A 22,508-nucleotide genomic window follows, 5' to 3' on the forward strand; every position below is an offset into this window, starting at 1 on the left:
CTTTTTATAGCTGCTGCAGCGCCTGTTTAATCCGCATAATTACCGAGCTCCACTCTTCATCCTGCCCGCGCGCAAACAGTTGCATCTGTGGATACCACGGCGAATCATCGCGATTTTCTAACCAGCGCCAATCTCGCGCCCAGGCAGGCAACATTACCCAGCAAGGTTTCCCCAGCGCACCCGCTAAGTGGATTACTGACGTATCCACGCCAATCACCAAATCCAGTTGTGAAATAACGGCGGCGGTATCCTGATAATCAGTGAATTGGGCGCCCAATGGCTGAAGGTGAGGAAAATGATTTACTTCTTCCTCTCCAGCTCCTTTTTGCAAACTAACCCAATGCGTTTCTGGTACAGAAAATAGAGTTGCCAGTTCAGACAGATGTGACAGCGAACGCTGCCTGTCATTTTTGTGTGCGCTGGAACCTTTCCACACAATGCCAATTTTTTTACCTGTGCCAGCAATCGGCCATTTCGCCTGATGCTCAGGTGCGCCAGATAAATAAGGAACATCGGCATTGAATGGCTGCGGCGAGTTGAGAAAATGTTGCGGCAAATCCAGCAGTGAACACCAATAATCGGCCTGCGGCAGCGCCTGATGTTTATCTTCCCTGATTAAATAACTATCTACATCTTTCAAGCTTGCCATTAAAGGTTTCAAGGCGGCGTTGCCGATCATGATTACCTTACCGGCATGCTTTTCCGATTTTACCCGTGAGAGAAAACGGCAAAACTGAATCTCATCACCCAGTCCTTGTTCCGTTCGCACCAGCAGCGTCATACCAACTAAGTCTTCACCTTGCCAGTAACGAATAGGTAGCTCAGGTAAGGTAAAAAAGCGCTCAGGATTATCTGTTGCGTAACGTGCCTGATAATTGCGCCAGCCAGCAGCAAAGTTACCTTGCTGTAACTGGACCATGCCGAGCGCATTCTGGCAGCGACGGTCGCCTTTACGCTCATGCATCACGCGTTGCATCTGGTTTTCTGCTTCTTGCAGTTGCCCCATGTGAGCCAGCAAGGTGCTCATACCATAACGCGCTTCGGTATAATCTGGCTGAATACGCATCGCCTGGCGGTACTGATGCAATGCTGCAGAATAACGATGCTGTTTGTGCAGCAAAATAGCGTAGTTGTTGTGGCAAGCTGCATAGCGGTCATGCGTTTGCAGAGCGGCTCGATAATGCTGCTCTGCCTCAGCAAAGCGGCCCGCATCATAATGGGTTAAAGCAAGGCCATTGAGCAGCCCGGCATCTTGTGGTGAAAGCGTTAAAGCACGCTGATAGTAGCGCTGCGCCGTATCGACATCACCAGCGCGCCGTGCCAACCGCGCGGCTTCATGCAGGAACCAGCCATCATAGGGAGCCAGTGTGAGATGAGCACGGATCTTGCGCCAGGCTTCATCTTGCTTTCCTCGTTGGATCAACTGAGTTACAGCTTGCTGCTGACGTAAGTCGTTACCCATCCGAGGTTTATGACGCATTATGATATCCTGCCGCTGATTGAGGTGGCGTAATTTACAACAGATATTGCGGCAACAACGCCAGGACAGGTCTTGAACCGTTCTCTGAGGATGAGAATTTTGAAAATTACACTGGAAGAATTGCGTGCCTGGGTGACGGTTGTGGATACCGGTTCAATCACTGCTGCGGCAGAACAGTTGGAACAAACCAGCTCCGGTATTAGTCGTGCGTTGAGTCGCTTAGAAAGCAAGCTGCAAACCACGTTAATGCACCGCACAACTCGTCGTCTGGCGTTGACCGAAGAAGGGCTTATTTTCCTCGATCACGCGCGGCAGATTCTCGCTTCAGTCGAGCAAGCGGAAGAACATATTGCTCAGCGCAGAGACATTCCCTCAGGGCGGCTACGCGTTAATGCCAACACACCCTTTACTTTGCACGTTATTGTGCCGCTTGTTGCAGAGTTCAGTCAGCGCTATCCGCATATTCAACTTGAACTGAACACTGACGACATCGTCATCGACCTGCTGGAGCAGCAAACAGACATTGCCATCCGCATCGGTGAGTTGCGGGACTCCACGCTGCGCGCGCGCGTCCTTGGCAGCAGCGTGATACGTCTATTGGCCAGTCCGGCATATCTGGAGAAATATGGCGTTCCAGAAAGCGTGGATGCGCTGGTGAATCATCAACTGCTGGGGTTTAGTCACCTTGATGCGCATAACATTTGGCCGGTTTGGCAGCGAGAAGGAGAGTTCCTGCGCATCAAACCTACGTTATCTGCTTCGAGTGGTGAAACGCTTCGTCAACTGGCATTGGCAGGGCAAGGCATTGTGCGTTTATCTGATTTTGTCAGCCGTGAAGATCGCATCAATGGACGTCTGGTGCAGGTTCTGGAAACGGAAACGCGCGAGCAGCGCCTACCTATCCACGCGGTTTACTATCGCAACCAATCTCTTACCTCCCGCATCACCTGTTTTCTGGATTTTTTGCGCGAAAAAATTCAGGAAAATCATCTGTTATAGTCCTGTTATGGTTTAATTATTTCCCTTCTCTGGTCGTTTTGTTTTCCATAAAGGTTTGTTAATTCAGGTAGTTAATTAACTAACTGGCTTTTTGACAATGTTGGGAAATTTTTTCTTTCCTAACGGGACGTTTCTTATGTCTCGGAAATCTCTCTTTCCTGATTATGTCGCTCACTTTGAGCCCACGGAGGTGGGTTGAGCCAGGGAGATTGCTGCGCTTGTACGCAACCGCGCAATCAAAATCTAAATGACGGAAGGGATTAATCATGAACGTTTCGCCCGTGAGTGTTGCGGTTATTGATAAAAAAACAATAACGAAAGCGGAAGCATTGCGTGTAGGCAAAGAGGGTAAAGCTGCGAAAATTCAGGCTATTACCAACGGAAAATACTTGCTGACCCAAGGTAACGATGGTGTTGCACCTGAAAATATTACTGTTAAGCGTGTAGGCAAAAATCTGCTGGTGATGCTGGAAGGTTCAGATGCCAACGATCCTGATCTGATTATCGAAGACTTTTTTGCCAAATCGGGTTCCTTAGTCGGTAAAGCAGAAGATGGCGCGATGCACGAATACGTCGCCACTGATGGTAACTCCGATCACGATGCTGCCGCTTTAGCTGATGGTGAAACCAGTGCTTTAGCCTTGGGCGAAAGCACCGTTGAGAGTGACGGTGGCTTCGCGCTGGCTTCGGGTTTTGAGTGGTCACCAGCGTTGATCGCTTTGGGCGGTTTGGCAGCTATCGCAGCAGCCGCGGGCCTGGGTTTCCTGGCCGCTAAACAGCAGTATCAGGACAGCAACAGCGGCAGTAACAACAACGGAAATGGTGGCAGTGGCGGCGACGGTGGCGACGGCGGTAAAGGTGGGGACGGCGGCAAAGGTGGCGGTGATAACGGTGGCGGCGACGTAAATATTCCGGTCGTAAGCGGTCTTTACGATGACGTGGGAAGTGTAACGGGTTTGATCGCCAAAGGTGGCCGCACTGATGATACAACTCCCACTCTGAATGGTACCGGCACCAAAGGTAACGTTATCGAGATTTGGGATGGCGAGAAGAAGATTGGTGAAACTACCGTTGGAGAAAACGGTAGCTGGTCATTTACGCCTGGCACTGCTCTGTCAGCCGGCGATCACAGCATCACCACACGTGAGCGTAATGAGAGCGGTGTGGTCGGTGAGTCAAGCGAAGCATGGAACTTCACCGTTGACTTGACCGCACCAGCCAAAGGCTCAATTGATGGCATGATCGATGATTCGGTTAATCCAGCAAAAGAGATTGTAAACGGTGGTTTGACAAAAGACAGCACGCCGGTTTTGTCGGGTAAAGCTGAACAGGGTTCTACCGTTGAAATCTGGAAAAATGGCCAACTGATCGGTACGGCGCAAACGGATAATGAGGGGAACTGGAAATTTATTAGTCCAGTATTGGAAGATGGTAAGCACGATTTCAGCGTAGTGGTGGTTGATCAGGTGGGTAATAAATCCCTGCCGTCTACGCCATGGATTGTTGAGGTCGATACCATCGCGCCAGAAAACCAGGGTATCGGTCAAATTTCTGATGATGATGGCGCACCAATCGTTTCTGGCGAGGAAACAGAAGACAGCACGCCTACCTTTGAAGGCAAAGGTGAGAAAGGCGACATTATCAAAATTATCGATAACGGTAAGGTAATTGGTAGCACAGTTGTTGATGATAAAGGTGAATGGACCTTTACACCGAAACAACCAATTGATAATGGCGAGCACGAATTCCAGATTATTGTTACCGATCCTGCTGGAAATGAATCTGCACCTTCTGACAAAGTTATCATTACAATCGACGATCCTAATTTCGACCCAGGCAAAGAAGTTGAGCCAAATCCGGAAGTGCCGGTAACAGGAACTATCGATGGCGTCTTCAAAGATAATAATGACGCAGGTATTAAATACCCGGTTGGAAACGGTGGCAGTGACTCAAACGATCCAACGATGATTATTGAAGGTTCGGGTCAGGCAGGTAATATTGTTTATCTGTGGATTACGGGCACTAATGGGCATACATATCACTCTGTAACGGTTAACACTGATGGTAAATGGAGTTTCACCACTCCAGAGCTTGCTGAAGATGTTTATAAAATTGAAGCAGCCTTCAAAGATGCTGATGGTGTAGTAACGGCCAAAACTGATGTTTATCAGGTTGAAGTGGATACCACGCCTCCTGGCCCGCCGGATCTTGGTGGTCTCTCTATTAATGGGCTGGATTTGTCGGAGCTATTATCAGAACAAAGCCAATCATTATTAAACGAGCCGTTGGAAGATAATGCCGTCATTCACGATATTAAAAATAGTTTGCTGAATGATATTGATTTCATTAATGATGCCAATAGTATTACCGCTACAGGTGTATTAACGTCGAATGATTCAAGTATTAATTCCGCATATGAGATGAAAGACTTTATCGATTATTCATCACAAAACTAATATTTAAAAGTAGCAGGTGTCTCCAGACACCTGTTTTCTGGAGTGATTATGAAAAATAAAACTATCATGATGCTGGCTGCATTCGCCTCATTGTCAGCCATCACTGTATTTAATGCTCAAGCACAAAATAATTTTGGGCAAACCTGGCGTTCAATGCCTGCAGCTGCTGCGGACCAGGTACGTATTGTTTATTATCGTCCGGCGGACGCTATCGGTAATTCACCGGCACATATCTATGTTGATGGCGAATTTCAAACCGCTCTGCTTGCTGGCGGCTACAGCACATTCTGTGTAAATCCAGGCGTGCATTCGCTGGCGAGTTTCACAAATGACGCGCCATCCTATCAGGGCAAGCAACAACAGCCATGGCGTGACAACTTGGCTGCAGGGAAAACCTATTACATCCGTGCTAGCCTGGATGGTTCCGGCCGTCCATTGGTGACCAGCGAGACAGAAGCCCAGCAGCAGCTGGTGGGTACTCGCCAGCAAACCCATCTGTTATCACGCGTCTCCTCTGTAGTGGCTTGCCAGGCAGGAACCACCCAATCTTATGATAACTATGAGTTTTCATCAGATCTGCTCTTTAAGTTTGCCAGCGCCAATAGCAGCGATATTTCCAATGAAGGCCGTAATGCTATTCAGCAGTTTGCCGTCATGATTAAGCGCCAGTCGAATAATCAGCCGCATATTGTGGTTACCGGATTCACCGATCCAATAGGCGACGAGAATAGCAACATGAAATTAGGTCAGCTTCGTGCGGATACGATTAAGAAACTTTTAGTTAATAATGGGATCTCAAGTGCCAATATTTCTTCTCAAAGTATGGGAGAAAGTCAGGTAACTATGCAATGTCAGGGATCGCAGAAAGAGCAAGTAGCCTGCTATGCCAATGAGCGTCGCGTTATTATTAGTGTTGAGAATAAATAATAGCGTTAATTATTTCTAAATATTTACAGGTGGCTTTTCTATAAATATCAGATGGCCACTTTTACCCTCTTTTTATCTTTATTAGCTCATCAAAGATATATAGGGTTTTAAGACGTGTCCTGTGTAACGCGTTTCACTAACTAACCGAAAATGATTTTGCTCCGGAGGGATTTCCGGGCCCCCAAGAATCCATGTTTAAAAGGAATATGCTCATGGCTAATAATATTAATGCAGTTGGAACGTTTAAATATATTTATAGTAAAGACACTGATTTCAAATGGACAGATATCGAAAGTAAGGATGCTAAAGGCGGAAAGGCCGAATTAATTATTGATGGTGTCACTTATACCACCCCAATAGATGCTGATGGCAAGTGGTCGTTCACTCCTCCTGGTGGCTGGGCTGAAGGCATGCATACCTTGCAAGTTATCATTATTGATAAGGCAACTAACCGTGGAGCTCCTGGCACCTACATTGTCAGCATTGATAAAACAGCCCCAGCACAACCTGAAATCTGGCGCGCAGTTGATAACACCGGTAGCGACAAAGGCAACCTGACGCCAGGCGACAGCAGCGATGAACGCAAGCCGGTACTTTCAGGTGTTGCTGAGCCTAATTCCATCGTCTATCTGTATGATAATGCTGGTACAACGCCAATCGCTTCTGTGAAAACGAACAGCATGGGTGCGTGGACGATCACCCCAGACCTCAACAATGGTGAACATAGCCTGACGGTCACTGCTAAAGATGCCAATGGCAACGAAAGTGTGAAATCCCCGGCGTTCAAACTGAGCATCGCTAGCGGTAATGTGGTATTTGCTGATTCGGATACTGCAGAAGCATCGCATGCAGTTGTTGCACCGACTGACTTTGGTACTTTCGCTCAAAATGATAAAGCGGTAGAACCAACATATGTCTCGAAAAATATCCTTAATCCAAATGGCAAAAACGCTGAACCAAACATTTTAGTTCAGGTGATTCTGAATAATGTCATCTACACTACCATGACTAAAACAGATGGTACGTGGACACTTCCTTCCATCGAAATTGCGGATGGCACCTATTTTTATCAGACCCGTTATGTTGATCGTGCAGGCAACTGGGGCACAGCAGTTCAGCAGATCCTTGTCGTCGATGGTACTGCACCAGACGCTCCGGAAATTATGCGCGTCGTTGATAATGAAGGAACGCTGGATTACCTGTCTTCAAACCAATATACCAATGACACTACACCGACGTTGAGCGGTGTCGCTCAGCCAGGTTCAATGGTTTATATCTACGGTAATGGCGCCGATCCTATCGGAACAGTTAAGGCTGGCGATGACGGCCGCTGGACCTTTGAGCCAACGTTGACCGCTGATGGTTCATATGTATTTAGTGCTCAATATATGGATCGTCACGGTAAACCAAGCGCGAAATCAGATAACTTCATCATCAACCTTGACAACTCAGTACCAGGAAATCCGTCTCTGGGAGAGGTCTATGACGATGAAGGTCGTTCTCAGGGCCCACTGAAATCGGGTGATACCACCGATGATAAAACGCCTAAGCTTTCCGGTACCGCTGATGCAGGTTCACTGGTACGTATTTGGGATGGCAACGAAATCATCGCAAGCGTTGTTGCTGGCCCGCGTGGCGAGTGGTCAATCGAGTTGGATTTAGCCGACGGTGAACACAGCCTGCGCGTTGATGCACAATCTAAAGGCGGTAACACCTCAGGTAAATCAGAAGAATTCAAACTGATCGTTGATCCAAACATCTTGCCGCCAGGTAAAATTGACGAAATCGTTGCTAACAATGGCGACACTGAAATTCCTCTGATGGACGGTGATTCCACCAATGACACCACCCCGTTGTTGCGTGGCGCAGGCAATGAAGGCGATATCATTTACATCATTGATAATGGTGTAGTAGTGGGTAGCGCTGTTGTTGATGACAAAGGTAAATGGGAATTTGAACTTCCTGCCAGTGCAGATGGAGATGGCGAGCATTCGTTAGTGGTTGAAGTTGAGTCAGGTGGCAAGCGCTCTCCTGGTTCTGATCCTATCGTGATCATTGTTGACACCATGCCGCCAACCAAGCCGACCATACCGGAAATAATCGATAATGTAGGTGATAAAACGGGTCCAGTACTTCCAGGGGATGAGATTGATGATCCACGTCCTGAATTTAAGGGCGGTGGCGCTGACGAAGGCGATACAGTAGAAATCATTGTTAGAGATGAAAATGGTGATGAAACGGTAATCGGTTCAGCCGTTGTTGGTGCGGGCGGTAACTGGATTGTTAACCCGACAGACCCAATTCCTGATGGTGAGTATGAAGTCATCGTTGTAATCACCGATCCGGCGGGTAACTCCTCCGAGGGATCCGATCCGATTAAAGTGATCATCGATACCGAGATGCCGGACGCATTGGAAGCGTTTGAGCTGCACGATGACGTCGGCCCAGTTAAAGGTCTGATCAAAGATGGTGATATGACTGACGATACCAAACCGACTCTGCAAGGTAAGGGTGTCGATGGTTCTACAGTCATCATTTATGATAACGATGTTGAAATTGGCCGTGTGAAAGTTGAAAACGGTGAATGGAAATTTGAGACGCCTGTGCTTCCTGAAGGTTCGCACAAAATTACTGCTCAGCCTGAAAGCGCCTCAGGTGTGAAAGGTCCAGTCAGTGGTGGCATCAGCTTTACTGTTGATACCACAGCACCAACCACCGGCACTTTCGATGGTGTTTATAAAGATAATACCAATCGTGAAGAGCTGGTGGGTGAAGGTGCAAGCATCAACGATAACACCTTGATCATGAAAGGTACGGGTAGTAATGGTGACATCGCTGTGCTGTATGGAACCTACCAGGTAAAAGATGCAAACGATACAGTTATTGATACCATCACGATGGAACTTGGAAAAGTAACTATCGTAAATGGTGCCTGGAAAATTGAAACCGCAGAACTGCCAGACCATGAATACGTGTTCAGCGTAGGTATTCGTGACCTGGCTGGGAACGAAAAAACGCTTGATACAGAATTCAATATCGAAGTTGATACCACGCCTCCAGGTCCACCAGATATTGGTGGTCTGTTCAGCATCGCGGGCTTGAACGAAGGTCTGATGAACATGTCACTGAATGACATCATGTCTCAGGGCAATGATTCACTGTTCATCGACAACGGTAAAACCCAGATGATTGTGTCGGAAAAAGCCGGTGAAGATCTGAAGCTGGAAGACATCTTGCCGAAAGGTGAAGAAGTGAGCAACTGGAGCCAGGCAAATGGCACCGTAACCGTGGCAGGCGTTGAATACAACGTTTACCAGAACAACGGTGGCGATGCTGAAGTAATGGTTCCACAGCATTTGATGCAGGAACAACAGCACTAATCCCTGATTAGCTGCTAAACAAAAGCCCCGGTCGTAAGATCGGGGCTTTTTTTATGCATGATACTGAACGACAAAGAAAATCGACTTATTTAGCCGCTTCCAGCACCAGAATCTTTACATCAACCACTTCATCTTTAATCAGCGCGCGATGCGCATCCATATGCGGCATCTGCTGATGCTGCTCCAGATGGCGCAGTGATTCCCACAATTCCAGCATGAAAATCGAATCGGGTGAATTCTGTTTCCACGGCACTTGTGCCTGATGATCCACTAAGGCGTCATATTGATGGCAGCCATCCTCTTCCAGCACGGTTGGAATCAGCTGATTAATCGCATCCAGCACCACCTGACGGCGGCCTGGTTTGACACAAATTTCTGCAACGACGGTTAACATAGCGCTTCCTCTTTTCCCTGGGTGCTTACAGTTAAGCAAAGATCTGGCTGAGATGAGTCCGATAACGTTCGATATCGCGCGGCACGTCCGGCATTTTAATCACATCGTTACAGATAAAGGTCGGCAAACCTTCCATGCCGAGGAACTGGTTGGCTTTATGGAAGTGCAGATATAAGCCATCCACGCCCACGCCTTCGAAGAACTGCTCAGGATCGTTAAAGGCTTCCAGTGGCGCGTTCCAGGTCAATGACAACATGTATTTCTTACCCTGAATCAGGCCGCCAGAACCGTACTTTTTACCGGCATCGCTACGCGTGCGACCATCGCTGGCATACAGTGAACCGTGACCTTCAGTGAAGACATCATCGATGTATTTTTTCACCGTCCACGGCTCGCCCATCCACCAGCCCGGCATCTGATAAATCACCACATCGCTGTCGAGATACTTCTGCACTTCTTCTGCCACGTTGTAATCGCTATCGGCGATGGTCACCTGTACTTGATGGCCAAGGTCGCGCAGCTGGCTGGCAGCCACGTCAGTCAAGGTATGGTTCAGTTCGCCTTTCGAATGGGCGAAGGTTTTGCCGCCATCGATAATTAAAAAATTCATCTAATCCGCTCCGTTTCTGGTTGATGCCGCACACTCTACGCGCGCGCAGGAGCGAGAAAAATGCGTGATTGATCACAACACTTTTGCTAATAAAGCAATAATGCGGACGATTATGAAACAATCCGCGTGCAAACCAACATCAACCCTAAAAAGAAGAAACCATGAAAACCGCGATACTGAGTGCATTACTTCTGGTGACTGGCGCTGCTCAGGCGCAATCCCACCTTGATGACATCCGCGCAAGCAAGACCTTAAAAGTTTGTACCACCGGCGATTACAAGCCTTATAGCTATTTGCGCAGCGATGGCCAATACGAAGGATTGGATATCAGCATGGCGCAATCGCTGGCGGCGAGCCTCGGCGCGAAAGTCGAGTGGGTACCAACCACCTGGAAAACCCTGAGTGATGATTTTGTGGCGAAGCAGTGTGATATCGCACTGGGCGGCGTATCTGTCACGCTCAAGCGCCAGCAGATCGCCTGGTTCGCGCAGCCGCTCGGCGTCGATGGCAAAATCCCGCTGGTACGCTGCGATGACAAAGCGAAATACCAAACGGTTGAGCAGATCAACAAGGCGAGCGTGCGAGTGATCGAACCGGCGGGCGGCACCAACGAAGCCTTCGTGCACAGCCATTTACCGCAGGCGACGCTGCAACTGGCTGACAACGTCGGGATTTTCCAGCAGTTAGTCGATAACAAAGCGGATGTGATGATCACCGATGCGTCCGAAGCGCTGTTCCAGCAGCAGCATTATCCAACGCTGTGCGCCATCAATCCGGACAAACCGATGCAGTACGGCGAGAAGGCCTACATGATCCCGCGCGATGATATGAGCTGGAAACTGTATGTCGATCAGTGGCTACATCTCAGCACCGCCACCGGCGAATACGCCCAGATGGCTAAGAAATGGTTAGGCGTGAAGTAGGGTCGCCATTCATGGCGACCTATGTACCCGGTGCGCAATAGTGCGCACCTTACAGCAGAACTCAACGATACAAACTCGCCTTACCCAGCCCACCAAACAGATTCATCTTGTAGCGAATCACTGACTTCGCCGCAGCAATCGCATCCGGATAAATCACATTCGGATCCCACCAGGTTTCACGTGCCAGAATCTCACGCAGCTTATCGAAATAGGCGAACTTCATGTCGCTGGATATATTGATTTTCCCTACGCCTAACGTTACCGCTTCCGCAATCTCGGCATCCGGATTAGCTGAACCGCCGTGCAGCACCAACGGAATAGTGGTGCGCTGTGAAATGTCTCTGAGGATATGCATCTGCAGCTCAGGCTTCATATTTTTCGGGTAGATGCCGTGCGCGGTGCCAATCGCCACCGCCAGCGTATCCACGCCGGTACGCTGCACAAAATCCTCCGCCTGCGCCGGTTCGGTGTAGATCACTTTACTCACACCACCTTCCACTGAAGTGCCGGTATCGCCGATGGTGCCGAGTTCCCCTTCCACTGAAACGCCCACCGCGTGCGCCAGCTTCACCACTTCTTTGGTCAGTGCCACGTTCTCTTCATAAGGCAGCAGAGAGCCATCGATCATCACCGAAGTAAAGCCGCACTGAATGGCTCGCAGCACCTGAGCGATAGACGCGCCGTGATCGAGGTGAATGGTGAACGGCACTTTGCTTTTCAGAGTGCGTTCGCGCACGTAGCCAAAGAACTCATCGGTGACAAACTCCAGTTCGCTCGGGTGGATGGAGATGATCGCCGGCGTATTGGTGGCCTCGGCTTCTTCAACTACCGCGCGGATAAAGCAGCTGTCAGCCACGTTAAACGCGCCAATGGCGTAACGGTGTTCACGAGTCGGTGCCAACATCTCTTTCATTGAAATCAACATGTTAATATTTCCTCAACGTGAGTTTTACTGGAGCCGACGCACGCGCCGACCCGATAGTGGATATGAATGTGAAATTGACAATGCTTTGTAGGGTCGCCATTCATGGCGACCACCAATTAACGCCGCACTTAAACCTTGCCCGCCGATCCCGACCAGCTCAGATACTCGACTACCACCTCGCGGCAGGCAGATTCCATCAGCCCAAGCAAGTCGGCGAGTTCAGCATGCGGATGCTGCTTCAGGGCCTGCTCAACCGCCATTTTTCCGGCATCAAACACCGCCGCACCGACGTTGATCTTGGCGACACCAAACTCGCTGACGCGGCGAATATCCTCGGCCGGTGTGCCCGATCCGCCATGCAGCGCCAACGGTCGCGTGGACACCGCATGCAGCTCCTGAAGTCGTTGAAAATCAATCTTCGGCTTCACGCCAGCCGGATAAAGTCCGTGCGCAGTGCCAACCGATATAGCCAGCAGATCGATATTGGTCTGCTCGATAAACGGCAGCACATCGGCCACCTGCGTCATCTTCACCGAGGCATCAGCCAGCTCGTAGGTCGGTGCATCGGCGATATGCCCCAGCTCGCCTTCGACGCAAACGCCGGCGGTATGCGCCATCTTCACTACGGCGGCGGTCTGGCGAATATTCTCGGCGAGCGGCTCAGACGAGGCGTCGATCATCAAGCCGGTAAAACCGGCGCGAAACGCCTGACCAATCAGCGGAAAGGCTTTGCCGTGATCGAGTGCCAGCGCCACCGGCACGCTGGCGGCATTGGCTAGCGCTCGCACTAACGGCACCGCGACAGCGGGCGGGAAGTGCGCGCTGTGTCCCTGATACACATTGAGGATCAGCGGGGCGCGCTGCTGTTCGGCGGCCTGAATGGCGGCGCGCGCGGTTTCCAGGTTGAAGCAGTTGATTGCCAGCACCGCATAACGCTGCTGGGCGGCGGCCTGAATCAGGTCGTTCATCATGGCAAACATGGTGGCTCCTTATTCCAGAGTGAATTTGATCTCTTCATCGCGGATGCCGGGGGCTTCCACGTCATCGAACTCTTCATCCGCCTGCGTAACCGGCTTTTTCAGTACCGATAGCATCACGCCGCACACCGTGGTGCCGATGCCGAGCGCTAAACAGAACAGCCAGGGTTTGGTGAACAGTGGCACCACAAACATGCCGCCGTGCGGCACCGGTGCGCCAACGCCCCACACCATAATCAGCCCACCGGCGATAGCGGAGGCCACCACGCAGCTGCCGACCACGCGGAACAGGTCGCGCGCCGCAATCGGAATCACCCCTTCGGTAATCATGCAGATGCCCATCGGGAAGGCGGCTTTCAGTGCCTCTTTTTCCGCTTTGGTGTATTTGTTGCGGCTCAGCAGGTAAGAGAGCGTGATGCCGAACGGCGGAATCATCGAGCCGACAAACTTCACCGCTTCCGGCCCGTAAATGCCGTCAACCAGCATGCCGTCGGCGAACAGCGACATGGTTTTATTCACCGGACCGCCGAAATCGAAGGTGGCCATCGCGCCGAGAATCGCGCCCATCACAAACTTCGAGCCGCCCTGCATCGACTCCAGCAGGGCGATAAGCGCCTTTTGCAGCCAGACAATCGGCTGGCCGATAAAGGTCATCATTAGCAGCCCGGCGATGATGGTGCTCAGCACCGGTAGCACCATAATCGGCATCAAACCCTGCATCGATTTCGGTAACTTAATGGTTCGGCGCAACAGCAGCACCGTGTAACCGACCAGGAAGCCACCGAAGATGCCGCCGATAAAGCCGGTACCAATCTGCCCGCAGATAAAACCGACGATCAGGCCAGGCGCAAAGCCGGGACGATCGGCAATTGAGTAGGCGATCGCCGCGCTGATCAGCGGCACGATCAAGCCCATGCCCCAGCCGCCGATCTGGTTGAGCATCCACGCGATAGTGCCGGTTTGTTTGCCGACATCCGGCCCGCCAATCACTTGGCCGAGCGCGATGCAGATCCCGGCGGCGACGATCAGCGGGATCATCCACGAGATCCCGGTGAGCAAATGCCCTTTGATCTCCTGGCCGTACTGACGTTTGTTGTCATTCATGATGGATCTCCTCAGGCGCGCGCCAGTGAATCCGCCACTTTTTCGAGGAATTTCACCGGTGACTTGATCACCACTTCGGTTTTCACTCGCACAATGGGTTTGCCCTGAAAGCGCTCCTCGCCTTTGATCTTCACGTCAACGGCGAGGATCACCACGTCAGCGGCGGCGATGTCTTCCTGCGTCAACGCCGTTTCGGTGCCGATGGTGCCCTGAGTTTCAACGTGGATGGTGTGGCCCAACGCGTGGGCCCCTTTAATCAGTTTTTCGCGCGCAATATAGGTATGCGCGATGCCTGCCGTGCAGGCCGCTACACAGACGATATTCATGTGTCACCTCAGAGAGTTAGGGTGTTAACAGAGGTCGGTTTCGGCGTACTGACTAAACAGCCGGATGATATTGCTGGCATCGTTTTCGACCAGCAGTTGGGCTATCACCTCATCATCGGCCAGCGCACTGGCCACCTGCGACAACAGGCGAATATGAGTGGTGTTCTGATCTTCCAGTCGCACCGCGAACAGGATGATGCAGCGCACCTGGCTGCCATCGAGCGTTTCCCACGGAATGTCGTGCTGGGTGCGGCCGATGGCGAGCGTAGTTTGTTTCACCGCCGCAGATTTACCGTGCGGAATGGCAATGTGATTTTCGAAGCCGGTGGAGCCTTCGGCTTCACGCAGCCATACGTCTTCGATAAAAGCGGCGCGATCGCTGATGGCGCCGTCGTGGTAGAGCAAATCGGTAAGCTCATTAATCGCTTGTTCTTTGGTGGTGGCGGTCAGCGCCAGGTTAACGCGGCGTGGCGTCAGAATGCGCGAAATATCCATGATCAATCCTCATTCAATTAATGTTCAGCCAAAGCGCAGGAGGCGCCGTCGGGCAGCTGGCTGCCAATCATGGCGTCTGTCACCCGCCGAATATCGTCATCGTTAAAAAAGGCACTGACATACACCGCCGGAACCGATCCGGCATTGAGGTGAATGGTGGTGATCACCAAATCCACCGTTTCTCGCTGGCAAAACTCCGCATGATTGCTGGCGGAAACTACGCCGACAATCGCCCAATCCGGGAAGGCGCGCAGGATGCGACTCTTCAGCAAATGCGAGGTCCCGACGCCGCTCGAGCACACCACCAGAATGCGTTTGTGGGCAATTTGTCGCTCCAGCGCCGCCTGGAAATGCACGCACAGATAACCTATTTCGTCATCCGCGACGGATGAAAGTCCCTGGCTGCGCGCGGTTAATTGCATCGCCTGTTGAGTTAAGGAAAATATTTCCTTCATCTCCTGCTGAATATCTTCCAGCAGCGGATTGCGAATATGAATGTGATATTTGAGTCGATTTAATAATGGCTTTATATGGACTAATAACCCTTCAAATAATAATCGGTCCTGTGATAAGTCCTGCTGAATAAATGACGCGAAACGATCGATTAATTCACAGGTTATTTTCACGGATTCAGCGGTGGAAAATTGATTATGCAGCGGCGCATTATCACCACGCTCTTCCACCACAATGCCGGACGAGACAATATATTGATAAATAAAACCCACTTCATCGGCTGGCAATGCACAGCACATGCGCTGTTCAATCTGGACCACCATCTGCTGGGCAATGTTGAGAATACGCTGGTCGAGATCCTGCGCGCTGGTCAGGGTTTCCAGCGCCAGCGCGTTACCTTGCGCCATGCGATGCATCATGATCAGAATGTGGGTGCAGAGATTGAGATACCACGCATCGCCCAGCGGATAACTCAGCTGCTGCTCCATCTGTTGCAGCAGCGCCTGCACAAAAGCCACATCCTCATCGCCAAAATAGTGCACCAGCGCCTGCTGGCTGCCGGGATCGAGCCGCGGTAGCAGCGGCGTGCCGGCGACGTTCTGCTGCATCACATCATTAATCAGCGACACCATCGCCTGGCGCAGCGTCTGCTCATTGCCTTCAATGTGCGTGCCGCCGGGGCCGCGCTGCAGTACCAAACCCAACGGCAGCAGCCACTCTTCAATCACTTTCAGGTCATTCACGATCGACGCATGGCTGATAAAGTAGCGCTCTGACAATTTGCTGATTGAGGTCGCGCGTGGTGCATCACTCAATAGCTGCGAGGCAATTTTCACCCGTCGGCTGTTGTGGCTCAGCGCATCCGAGCTGCTTTCGTCACCGTTAAGCTGCTGCTCCAGCTGCAGACGCTGCTGTAAATCGTCCACTCGCAGGCGCACGCCGCGTCCCGGCATTTTTTCCAGCTGCAGCGACCAGTCGCTCAGCCAGCTCTCCAGCCACTGCAAATCGCGCTGAATGGTTTTCTCCGACACGCCAAGCTGTAACGCTAATTCTTTACTCGGCTGCGGTGCGGCATGATGCAGCAGCAATTTTACTAATCGGTGTTGTCGCGAAGTCAGTATTTGCATTCGGTCACCCTTATTTTGGCAAAACGTTTATGGCTAATTGATGTTTATATTTATTCCATGCCAGAAATCAGAAGCGCAAAAATGTGGTGCTTGTGGAGTATGAATTTAGGAGAGGAATCAGTAAGCAACAATACTAAATGTTGTCCCGGCTTGCGGACACGATTAATACGCTAAACGCATCGCGATATTAATTGCGAAGTTGCTCACATATTATTATCGATATTCACTGTGACAGGGCTCCCATTCCGTTTTAATTTTTCAACCAATATCACGTTATTAAATGTAAGCCGTTTCTGTTTGCTGAACGGGCTTCTCTGTGACTAAACCGCACGAATAAGGTAATATCCTCGCCAAATGACCGCCGGATGTCCCGCCGTTGCGGGCCACGAAGTGAGGATGCGAGCTGAATGAGCGAATTGACGCAGGATGGTGCAGAGCGTCTTGCCCTGCACACGTTTACGGAAAACGCGTACCTGAACTACTCCATGTACGTGATCATGGACCGCGCGCTGCCGTACATCGGCGATGGCCTCAAGCCAGTGCAGCGCCGTATTGTGTATGCCATGTCGGAATTGGGCCTCAATTCCAATGCCAAATTCAAAAAATCGGCGCGTACCGTCGGTGACGTATTGGGTAAATACCATCCGCACGGCGACAGCGCCTGTTATGAAGCAATGGTGTTGATGGCGCAGCCGTTCTCCTACCGCTATCCGCTGGTGGATGGCCAGGGAAACTGGGGTGCACCGGACGATCCGAAATCCTTCGCCGCGATGCGTTATACCGAATCGCGCCTGTCGAAATACGCTGAAATCCTGCTGGGAGAACTTGGTCAGGGCACGTCCGACTACATCCCGAACTTCGACGGCACCATGCAGGAGCCGAAGATGTTGCCGGCGCGTCTGCCCAACATTCTGCTGAACGGTACCACCGGCATCGCCGTGGGCATGGCGACGGACATTCCGCCGCATAACCTGCGCGAAGTGGCGGAAGCGGCGGTCAAGCTGATCGACAACCCGAACACCACGCTGCATGAGCTGCTGGATATTGTGCAAGGTCCGGATTACCCGACCGAAGCGGAAATCATCACGCCACGCAACGAAATCCGTAAGATTTATGAAAGCGGACGTGGTTCGATTCGCCAGCGCGCGGTGTGGAAAAAGGAAGATGGCGATGTGGTGATCACCGCGCTGCCGCACCAGGTATCGGGCGCACGCGTGCTGGAGCAGATTGCTAACCAGATGCGCAATAAAAAGCTGCCGATGGTGGAAGATCTGCGTGATGAGTCCAACCACGAAAACCCAACGCGTTTAGTGATTGTGCCGCGCTCCAATCGTGTGGATCTCGAGCAGGTGATGAATCACCTGTTTGCCACCACCGATCTGGAAAAAAGCTACCGCGTTAACCTGAATATGATTGGACTGGATAACCGTCCGGCGGTGAAAAACCTGCTGGAAATCCTCTCTGAGTGGCTGGTGTATCGTCGCGATACCGTGACGCGCCGCCTCAACTATCGTTTAGACCGCGTGCTGCGTCGTCTGCATATCCTTGAAGGTATGCTGGTGGCGTTCCTCAATATTGATGAAGTGATCCACATCATCCGTACCGAGGATGAGCCGAAGCCGGTGCTGATGTCGCGCTTTGACATCAGCGAAACCCAGGCCGAAGCGATTCTCGAACTCAAACTGCGTCATCTCGCCAAACTGGAAGAGATGAAGATTCGCGGTGAGCAAGCGGATCTGGAAAAAGAGCGCGATCAGCTGCAGGCGATTCTGGCGTCCGAGCGCAAGATGAGCAATTTGTTGAAGAAAGAGCTGCTGGCTGATAGCCAAACCTACGGCGACGATCGCCGTTCGCCGCTGCGCGAGCGCGAAGAAGCCAAAGCGCTGAGCGAAACTGAGCTGGTGAGCGCCGAGCCGGTAACCATCGTGCTGTCGCAGATGGGTTGGGTACGCAGCGCCAAAGGTCACGATATCGATCCGGCGGGTCTGAGTTACAAAGCGGGCGACAGCTATCTGGCCGCCGCACGCGGCAAGAGCAATCAGCCGGTGGCCTTTATCGACTCGACTGGGCGCAGTTACACGCTGGATCCGACGTCATTGCCGTCCGCGCGCGGGCAGGGCGAACCGCTCACCGGCAAACTGACGCCACCGCCGGGCGCGGTGATTGAGCAGGTGCTGATGGAGCCCGACGATCAGAAGCTGTTGATGGCCTCTGACGCCGGTTACGGCTTCATCTGTACCTTTGCCGATCTGGTGTCGCGCAACCGTGCCGGTAAAGCGCTGCTGACGCTGCCGGAAAACGCCAAGGTGATGACGCCAATGGCGGTGCATTCGGGCGATGATATGCTGCTGGCGATTACCCAGGCCGGACGCATGTTGATGTTCCCGGTTGGCGACCTGCCGCAGATGTCGAAAGGCAAAGGCAATAAGATCATCTCGATTCCTTCAGCGGAAGCCGCTGCGGGCACCGACAAACTACAATGGTTGCTGATTCTGCCGCCAGGCGCCTCGATCACCGTGTATGTCGGTAAACGTAAGCTGATCATGCGTGATGAAGATCTGCAGAAAGTGCGTGCCGATCGCGGTCGTCGCGGCAGCGTGGCGCGTGGCCTGCAACGCATCGATAGCGTAGAAGTGAATGCACCAGCGCGTCCGAAAGCCGACGCGAGTGAAGAGTAACGCTGTTATTCAGGCGATGGAATGCCCAATTTGAGGAATCTATGTTACTAATTTTACGAGCAATTATTGTTATTGTTTATTCGATTCTGGTTTGTATCTTCGGCAGTATCTGGTGTCTGTTTTCACCGCGTAACCCGCGTCATGTTGCGACGTTCGGCCATATGCTTGGTCGTCTGTCGACGGTATTTGGTCTCAAGGTGGAACTGCGTAAACCGGCGGAAGCCGCGCATTACGGTAACGCGATCTATATCGCCAACCACCAGAACAACTACGACATGATCACGGCGGCGAAAATCGTGCAGCCGACCACGGTGACCGTGGGCAAGAAAAGCCTGCTGTGGATTCCGTTCTTTGGCCAGCTCTACTGGCTGACCGGTAACCTGCTGATTGACCGTGATAACCGCTCCAAAGCGCACGGCACCATCGGCGAGCTGGTGGATCAGTTCAACAAAAAGCGCATCTCGTTCTGGATGTTCCCGGAAGGGACGCGCAGTCGCGGACGTGGTCTGCTGCCGTTCAAAACCGGCGCGTTTCATGCGGCGGTAGCGGCAGGTGTGCCGATCATTCCGATCGTGGTTTCTAACACCCACGACAAGATCAAGCTGAACCGCTGGAACAACGGCCTGGTGATTGTCGAGATGTTGCCGCCGGTTGATACCTCGCAGTTTGCTACCACCTCGGTGCGCAAGCTCGCCACGCACTGCCGTGAATTAATGTCGACTAAACTGGAAGAATTGAACGCCGAAGTCGCCGAGCGCGAAAAAAGCGGTAAACTCTGACCAGCCAAAATGGGGCAGGTGATCATCTGCCCCGTTCTCAAGCCACACAGCAACTAATAATTAATTAAAACAACATGGACACGGCGTCCTCACGCCACGCTCAAAAGGTCTGAAGTTTTATGTCTTGCAGCAGACGTCAGTTTATTCAGCTTTCTGCCGGTGTCGCACTGGCTTCCGGTGCTATGCCTTTCGCCGCCCGCGCCGCCGCGCCATTGGGCGATACGCCACTTCCTATTCCACCGCTGATTGAATCCCGTCGCGGTCAGCCGCTGTTTCTCACCTTACAGCGCAGTCATTGGTCGTTCAGCGGCAACAGCAATAAAGTGCCGGTGTGGGGCTTTAACGGCATGTATCTCGGCCCAACGGTGCGCGTTTACAGCGGCGACGATGTGAAGCTGATTTACAGCAACCGCCTCAACGAACCGGTATCGATGACCGTCAGCGGTTTGCAGGTGCCGGGCGCGTTAATGGGCGGTGCGCCGCGCATGATGTCGGCGGGAGCTGACTGGGCGCCGGTGCTGCCGATTCGTCAGGGCGCGGGCACATTGTGGTATCACGCCAACACGCCAAACCGCATGGCACCGCACGTCTACAACGGGCTCGCCGGTATGTGGCTGGTAGAAGATGACGTGAGTAAATCGCTGCCGCTGCCGAAGCATTATGGCGTCGATGATTTCCCGCTGATTATTCAGGACAAGCGCCTCGATAACTTCGCCACGCCGGTTTATAACCCGCCATCCAGCGGCGGTTTTATCGGCGACGTGCTGCTGGTGAACGGCGTGCAAAATCCCTATGTCGAAGTGTCACGCGGCTGGGTGCGTTTGCGTTTGCTGAACGGCTCGAACGCGCGCCGCTTCGATCTCAGCTTCTCCGATAATCGCCCCTTTACGGTGATCGCCAGCGATCAGGGCTTCCTGCCTGCGCCGGTGGCGGTGCAGCTGCTGACGCTGGCACCCGGCGAGCGTCGCGAAGTGCTGGTGGATATGTCGCAGGGCGATGAAGTCTCGATTACGGCTGGTACGGCGGCGGGCTTAATGGATCGTCTGCGCGGGCTGTTTGAGCCATCATCGATTCTGACCAATACGTTGGTGCTGAGCTTACGCCCAACCGGTTTGTTGCCACTGGTCACTGACAATCTGCCGATGCGTTTGCTGGCGGATCAGATTCTCGATGGCGTTGCGACACGCACGCGTGAATTCCGCATTGGCGACAGCGAGCCGGGCATTAATGGCGTGCTGTGGGACATGAACCGCATTGATACCACCGTGCAGCAGGGCACCTTTGAGCGCTGGATTATCCATGCCGATCGCCCGCAATCGCTGCATATTCAGGGCGTAATGTTCCTGATTAAGAACGTCAATGGCGCGCAGCCGATGGGTGAAGATCGCGGCTGGAAAGATACCGTGTGGGTGGATGGCAGTGTGGAGTTGCTGGTGAGCTTCCCGCAGAGTTCATCGGATCACTTCCCGTTTGTCTATTACAGCCAGACCTTAGAGATGGCGGATCGCGGGACGGCGGGGCAGTTGCTGGTGAATTCGGTCTCTTAATAAAAACGGTGCGCATAACCGCGCACCGTAAGGTCGCCATTTATGGCGACCTTTTAACATGACTACCCGTTAAACGCTTCCGGATCCGGCCCCAAACGGTTACCGCTATCCAGCTTACTTATCTCACTCACTTCAGTTTTATCCAACCTAAAATCAAACACCTGGAAATTCTCACGAATACGTTCCGGGGTAATTGACTTCGGAATCACCACCAAACCGCTATCCAGATGCCAGCGGATCACGATTTGTGCCGGCGTCTTGCCATACTTCTTCGCCAGCTCGCGGATAATCTCCTGATCGAACACGCCTTTCCCGCCTTGTGCCAGCGGGCTCCAGGATTCGGTTTGAATCTGGTGCAGCGCATTCCACGCATGCAGCGTGCGCTGTTGCAGCATCGGATGTAGCTCAATCTGGTTCACTACCGGCGACACACCGGTTTCATCGATCAAACGCTTCAGGTGCGCCTCGTGGAAGTTACATACGCCGATGCTCTTGGTTAAGCCCTGTTGCTGCAGCTCAATCAAACCTTTCCAGGCTTCAACGTAGTTGTCTTTTTCCGGGCACGGCCAGTGCATCAGATATAAATCCACCTGCTCCAGCTGCAACTTCTTCAGGCTGGTTTCCATCGCCTGCTGCCAGTTGGTTTGATCGTCATTCCACAGCTTGGTAGTGATAAAAATGTCTTCGCGCGGCACGTCGGTCTCTTGCAGCGCTTGCCCAACCGCTTCCTCATTTTTATAGATAGCGGCGGTATCGATGGAGCGATAGCCGACTTTCAGGGCTTCCAGGATGGCGTTACGCGCATCCTCAATGCTTGCTTGCCAGACGCCGAGGCCAAGCTGCGGCATCATGTTGCCGTCGCGCAATTTAATAATGGGTTGCTCTGCCATAGTTGCTCCTTATCTGTTGCAGTGACTTACCGTAGAAA

At 52.2% G+C, this 22,508-nt stretch carries 18 protein-coding genes; 8 read left to right on the forward strand and 10 right to left on the reverse strand.

Going from position 1 to position 22,508, the window contains the following annotated elements:
- Positions 1 to 4 precede the first annotated feature (4 nt).
- A complete protein-coding gene (locus FHW71_RS14570) occupies positions 5 to 1,480 on the reverse strand; it encodes a tetratricopeptide repeat-containing glycosyltransferase family protein (RefSeq protein WP_179452123.1) in 1,476 nt (491 codons plus the stop codon).
- 99 nt (positions 1,481 to 1,579) lie between these two features.
- Between FHW71_RS14570 and FHW71_RS14575 the strand changes: the two genes are divergently transcribed.
- From FHW71_RS14575 to FHW71_RS14590, 4 genes are all read left to right on the forward strand, one after another.
- On the forward strand, positions 1,580 to 2,479 hold the full coding sequence (locus tag FHW71_RS14575; protein ID WP_179452124.1) for a LysR substrate-binding domain-containing protein: 900 nt from the start codon (positions 1,580 to 1,582) through the stop codon (positions 2,477 to 2,479).
- 266 nt (positions 2,480 to 2,745) lie between these two features.
- On the forward strand, positions 2,746 to 4,935 hold the full coding sequence (locus tag FHW71_RS14580; RefSeq protein ID WP_179452125.1) for an Ig-like domain-containing protein: 2,190 nt from the start codon (positions 2,746 to 2,748) through the stop codon (positions 4,933 to 4,935).
- Positions 4,936 to 4,983: 48 nt separating this feature from the next.
- A complete protein-coding gene (locus tag FHW71_RS14585; RefSeq protein WP_179452126.1) occupies positions 4,984 to 5,862 on the forward strand; it encodes an OmpA family protein in 879 nt (292 codons plus the stop codon).
- A 212-nt stretch (positions 5,863 to 6,074) separates the two neighbouring features.
- The gene (locus tag FHW71_RS14590; RefSeq protein WP_179452127.1) at positions 6,075 to 9,242 is read left to right on the forward strand and encodes an Ig-like domain-containing protein; all 3,168 of its coding nucleotides are present in this window, start codon (positions 6,075 to 6,077) and stop codon (positions 9,240 to 9,242) included.
- Between the two features lie 85 nt (positions 9,243 to 9,327).
- On the opposite strand, the gene FHW71_RS14595 is transcribed toward FHW71_RS14590, so the two are convergent.
- Both FHW71_RS14595 and FHW71_RS14600 read right to left on the reverse strand, forming a co-directional pair.
- Positions 9,328 to 9,636, reverse strand: a complete 309-nt coding sequence (locus FHW71_RS14595) for a putative quinol monooxygenase (RefSeq protein ID WP_008103384.1) — start codon at positions 9,634 to 9,636, stop codon at positions 9,328 to 9,330.
- Positions 9,637 to 9,667: 31 nt separating this feature from the next.
- Positions 9,668 to 10,246, reverse strand: coding sequence for an NAD(P)H-dependent oxidoreductase (locus tag FHW71_RS14600; protein WP_008103382.1), 579 nt, complete (start codon positions 10,244 to 10,246; stop codon positions 9,668 to 9,670).
- Between the two features lie 161 nt (positions 10,247 to 10,407).
- On the opposite strand from FHW71_RS14600, the gene FHW71_RS14605 reads away from it, so the two are divergent.
- Complete coding sequence (locus FHW71_RS14605) at positions 10,408 to 11,169, forward strand: transporter substrate-binding domain-containing protein (RefSeq protein WP_179452128.1); 762 nt, start codon at positions 10,408 to 10,410, stop codon at positions 11,167 to 11,169.
- A gap of 61 nt (positions 11,170 to 11,230) precedes the next feature.
- On the opposite strand, the gene FHW71_RS14610 is transcribed toward FHW71_RS14605, so the two are convergent.
- The 6 genes from FHW71_RS14610 to FHW71_RS14635 all read right to left on the reverse strand — a co-directional run bounded on the left by FHW71_RS14610 (position 11,231) and on the right by FHW71_RS14635 (position 16,576).
- Positions 11,231 to 12,094, reverse strand: coding sequence for a ketose-bisphosphate aldolase (locus tag FHW71_RS14610; protein ID WP_061720478.1), 864 nt, complete (start codon positions 12,092 to 12,094; stop codon positions 11,231 to 11,233).
- A gap of 128 nt (positions 12,095 to 12,222) precedes the next feature.
- On the reverse strand, positions 12,223 to 13,074 hold the full coding sequence (locus tag FHW71_RS14615; RefSeq protein ID WP_179452129.1) for a class II fructose-bisphosphate aldolase: 852 nt from the start codon (positions 13,072 to 13,074) through the stop codon (positions 12,223 to 12,225).
- Between the two features lie 9 nt (positions 13,075 to 13,083).
- Complete coding sequence (locus FHW71_RS14620) at positions 13,084 to 14,175, reverse strand: PTS fructose transporter subunit IIC (protein WP_061720480.1); 1,092 nt, start codon at positions 14,173 to 14,175, stop codon at positions 13,084 to 13,086.
- Positions 14,176 to 14,186: 11 nt separating this feature from the next.
- Entirely contained in the window at positions 14,187 to 14,501 is a 315-nt protein-coding gene (locus FHW71_RS14625; RefSeq protein WP_008103372.1) for a fructose PTS transporter subunit IIB, read from the reverse strand.
- Positions 14,502 to 14,525: 24 nt separating this feature from the next.
- On the reverse strand, positions 14,526 to 14,996 hold the full coding sequence (locus FHW71_RS14630; protein WP_008103369.1) for a fructose PTS transporter subunit IIA: 471 nt from the start codon (positions 14,994 to 14,996) through the stop codon (positions 14,526 to 14,528).
- Positions 14,997 to 15,013: 17 nt separating this feature from the next.
- Positions 15,014 to 16,576: a transcription antiterminator gene (locus FHW71_RS14635; protein WP_154192640.1), complete on the reverse strand. Its 1,563-nt coding sequence runs from the start codon at positions 16,574 to 16,576 to the stop codon at positions 15,014 to 15,016.
- Positions 16,577 to 16,983: 407 nt separating this feature from the next.
- Here FHW71_RS14635 and parC point away from each other — a divergent pair, with 407 nt between their 5' ends.
- The 3 genes from parC (at position 16,984) to ftsP (ending at position 21,580) form a co-directional block, all read left to right on the forward strand.
- Positions 16,984 to 19,254 carry a DNA topoisomerase IV subunit A gene (gene parC, locus FHW71_RS14640; RefSeq protein WP_008103365.1) on the forward strand — a complete coding sequence of 757 codons (2,271 nt, stop codon included), beginning with the start codon at positions 16,984 to 16,986 and terminating at the stop codon, positions 19,252 to 19,254.
- Positions 19,255 to 19,295: 41 nt separating this feature from the next.
- Positions 19,296 to 20,033 (forward strand): 1-acylglycerol-3-phosphate O-acyltransferase, encoded by a 738-nt coding sequence (locus tag FHW71_RS14645; RefSeq protein WP_061720484.1) that lies wholly within the window; start codon positions 19,296 to 19,298, stop codon positions 20,031 to 20,033.
- 119 nt (positions 20,034 to 20,152) lie between these two features.
- On the forward strand, positions 20,153 to 21,580 hold the full coding sequence (gene ftsP / locus FHW71_RS14650) for a cell division protein FtsP (RefSeq protein ID WP_154155114.1): 1,428 nt from the start codon (positions 20,153 to 20,155) through the stop codon (positions 21,578 to 21,580).
- 62 nt (positions 21,581 to 21,642) lie between these two features.
- Here the strand turns inward: ftsP and dkgA are convergent, their stop codons facing one another.
- Positions 21,643 to 22,470, reverse strand: a complete 828-nt coding sequence (gene dkgA / locus FHW71_RS14655) for a 2,5-didehydrogluconate reductase DkgA (RefSeq protein WP_061720570.1) — start codon at positions 22,468 to 22,470, stop codon at positions 21,643 to 21,645.
- Between the last annotated feature and the right edge of the window lie 38 nt (positions 22,471 to 22,508).

Source organism: Enterobacter sp. Sphag1F (assembly GCF_014193275.1).
In the GTDB taxonomy this organism is placed as follows: Bacteria; Pseudomonadota; Gammaproteobacteria; order Enterobacterales; family Enterobacteriaceae; genus Pantoea; species Pantoea symbiotica.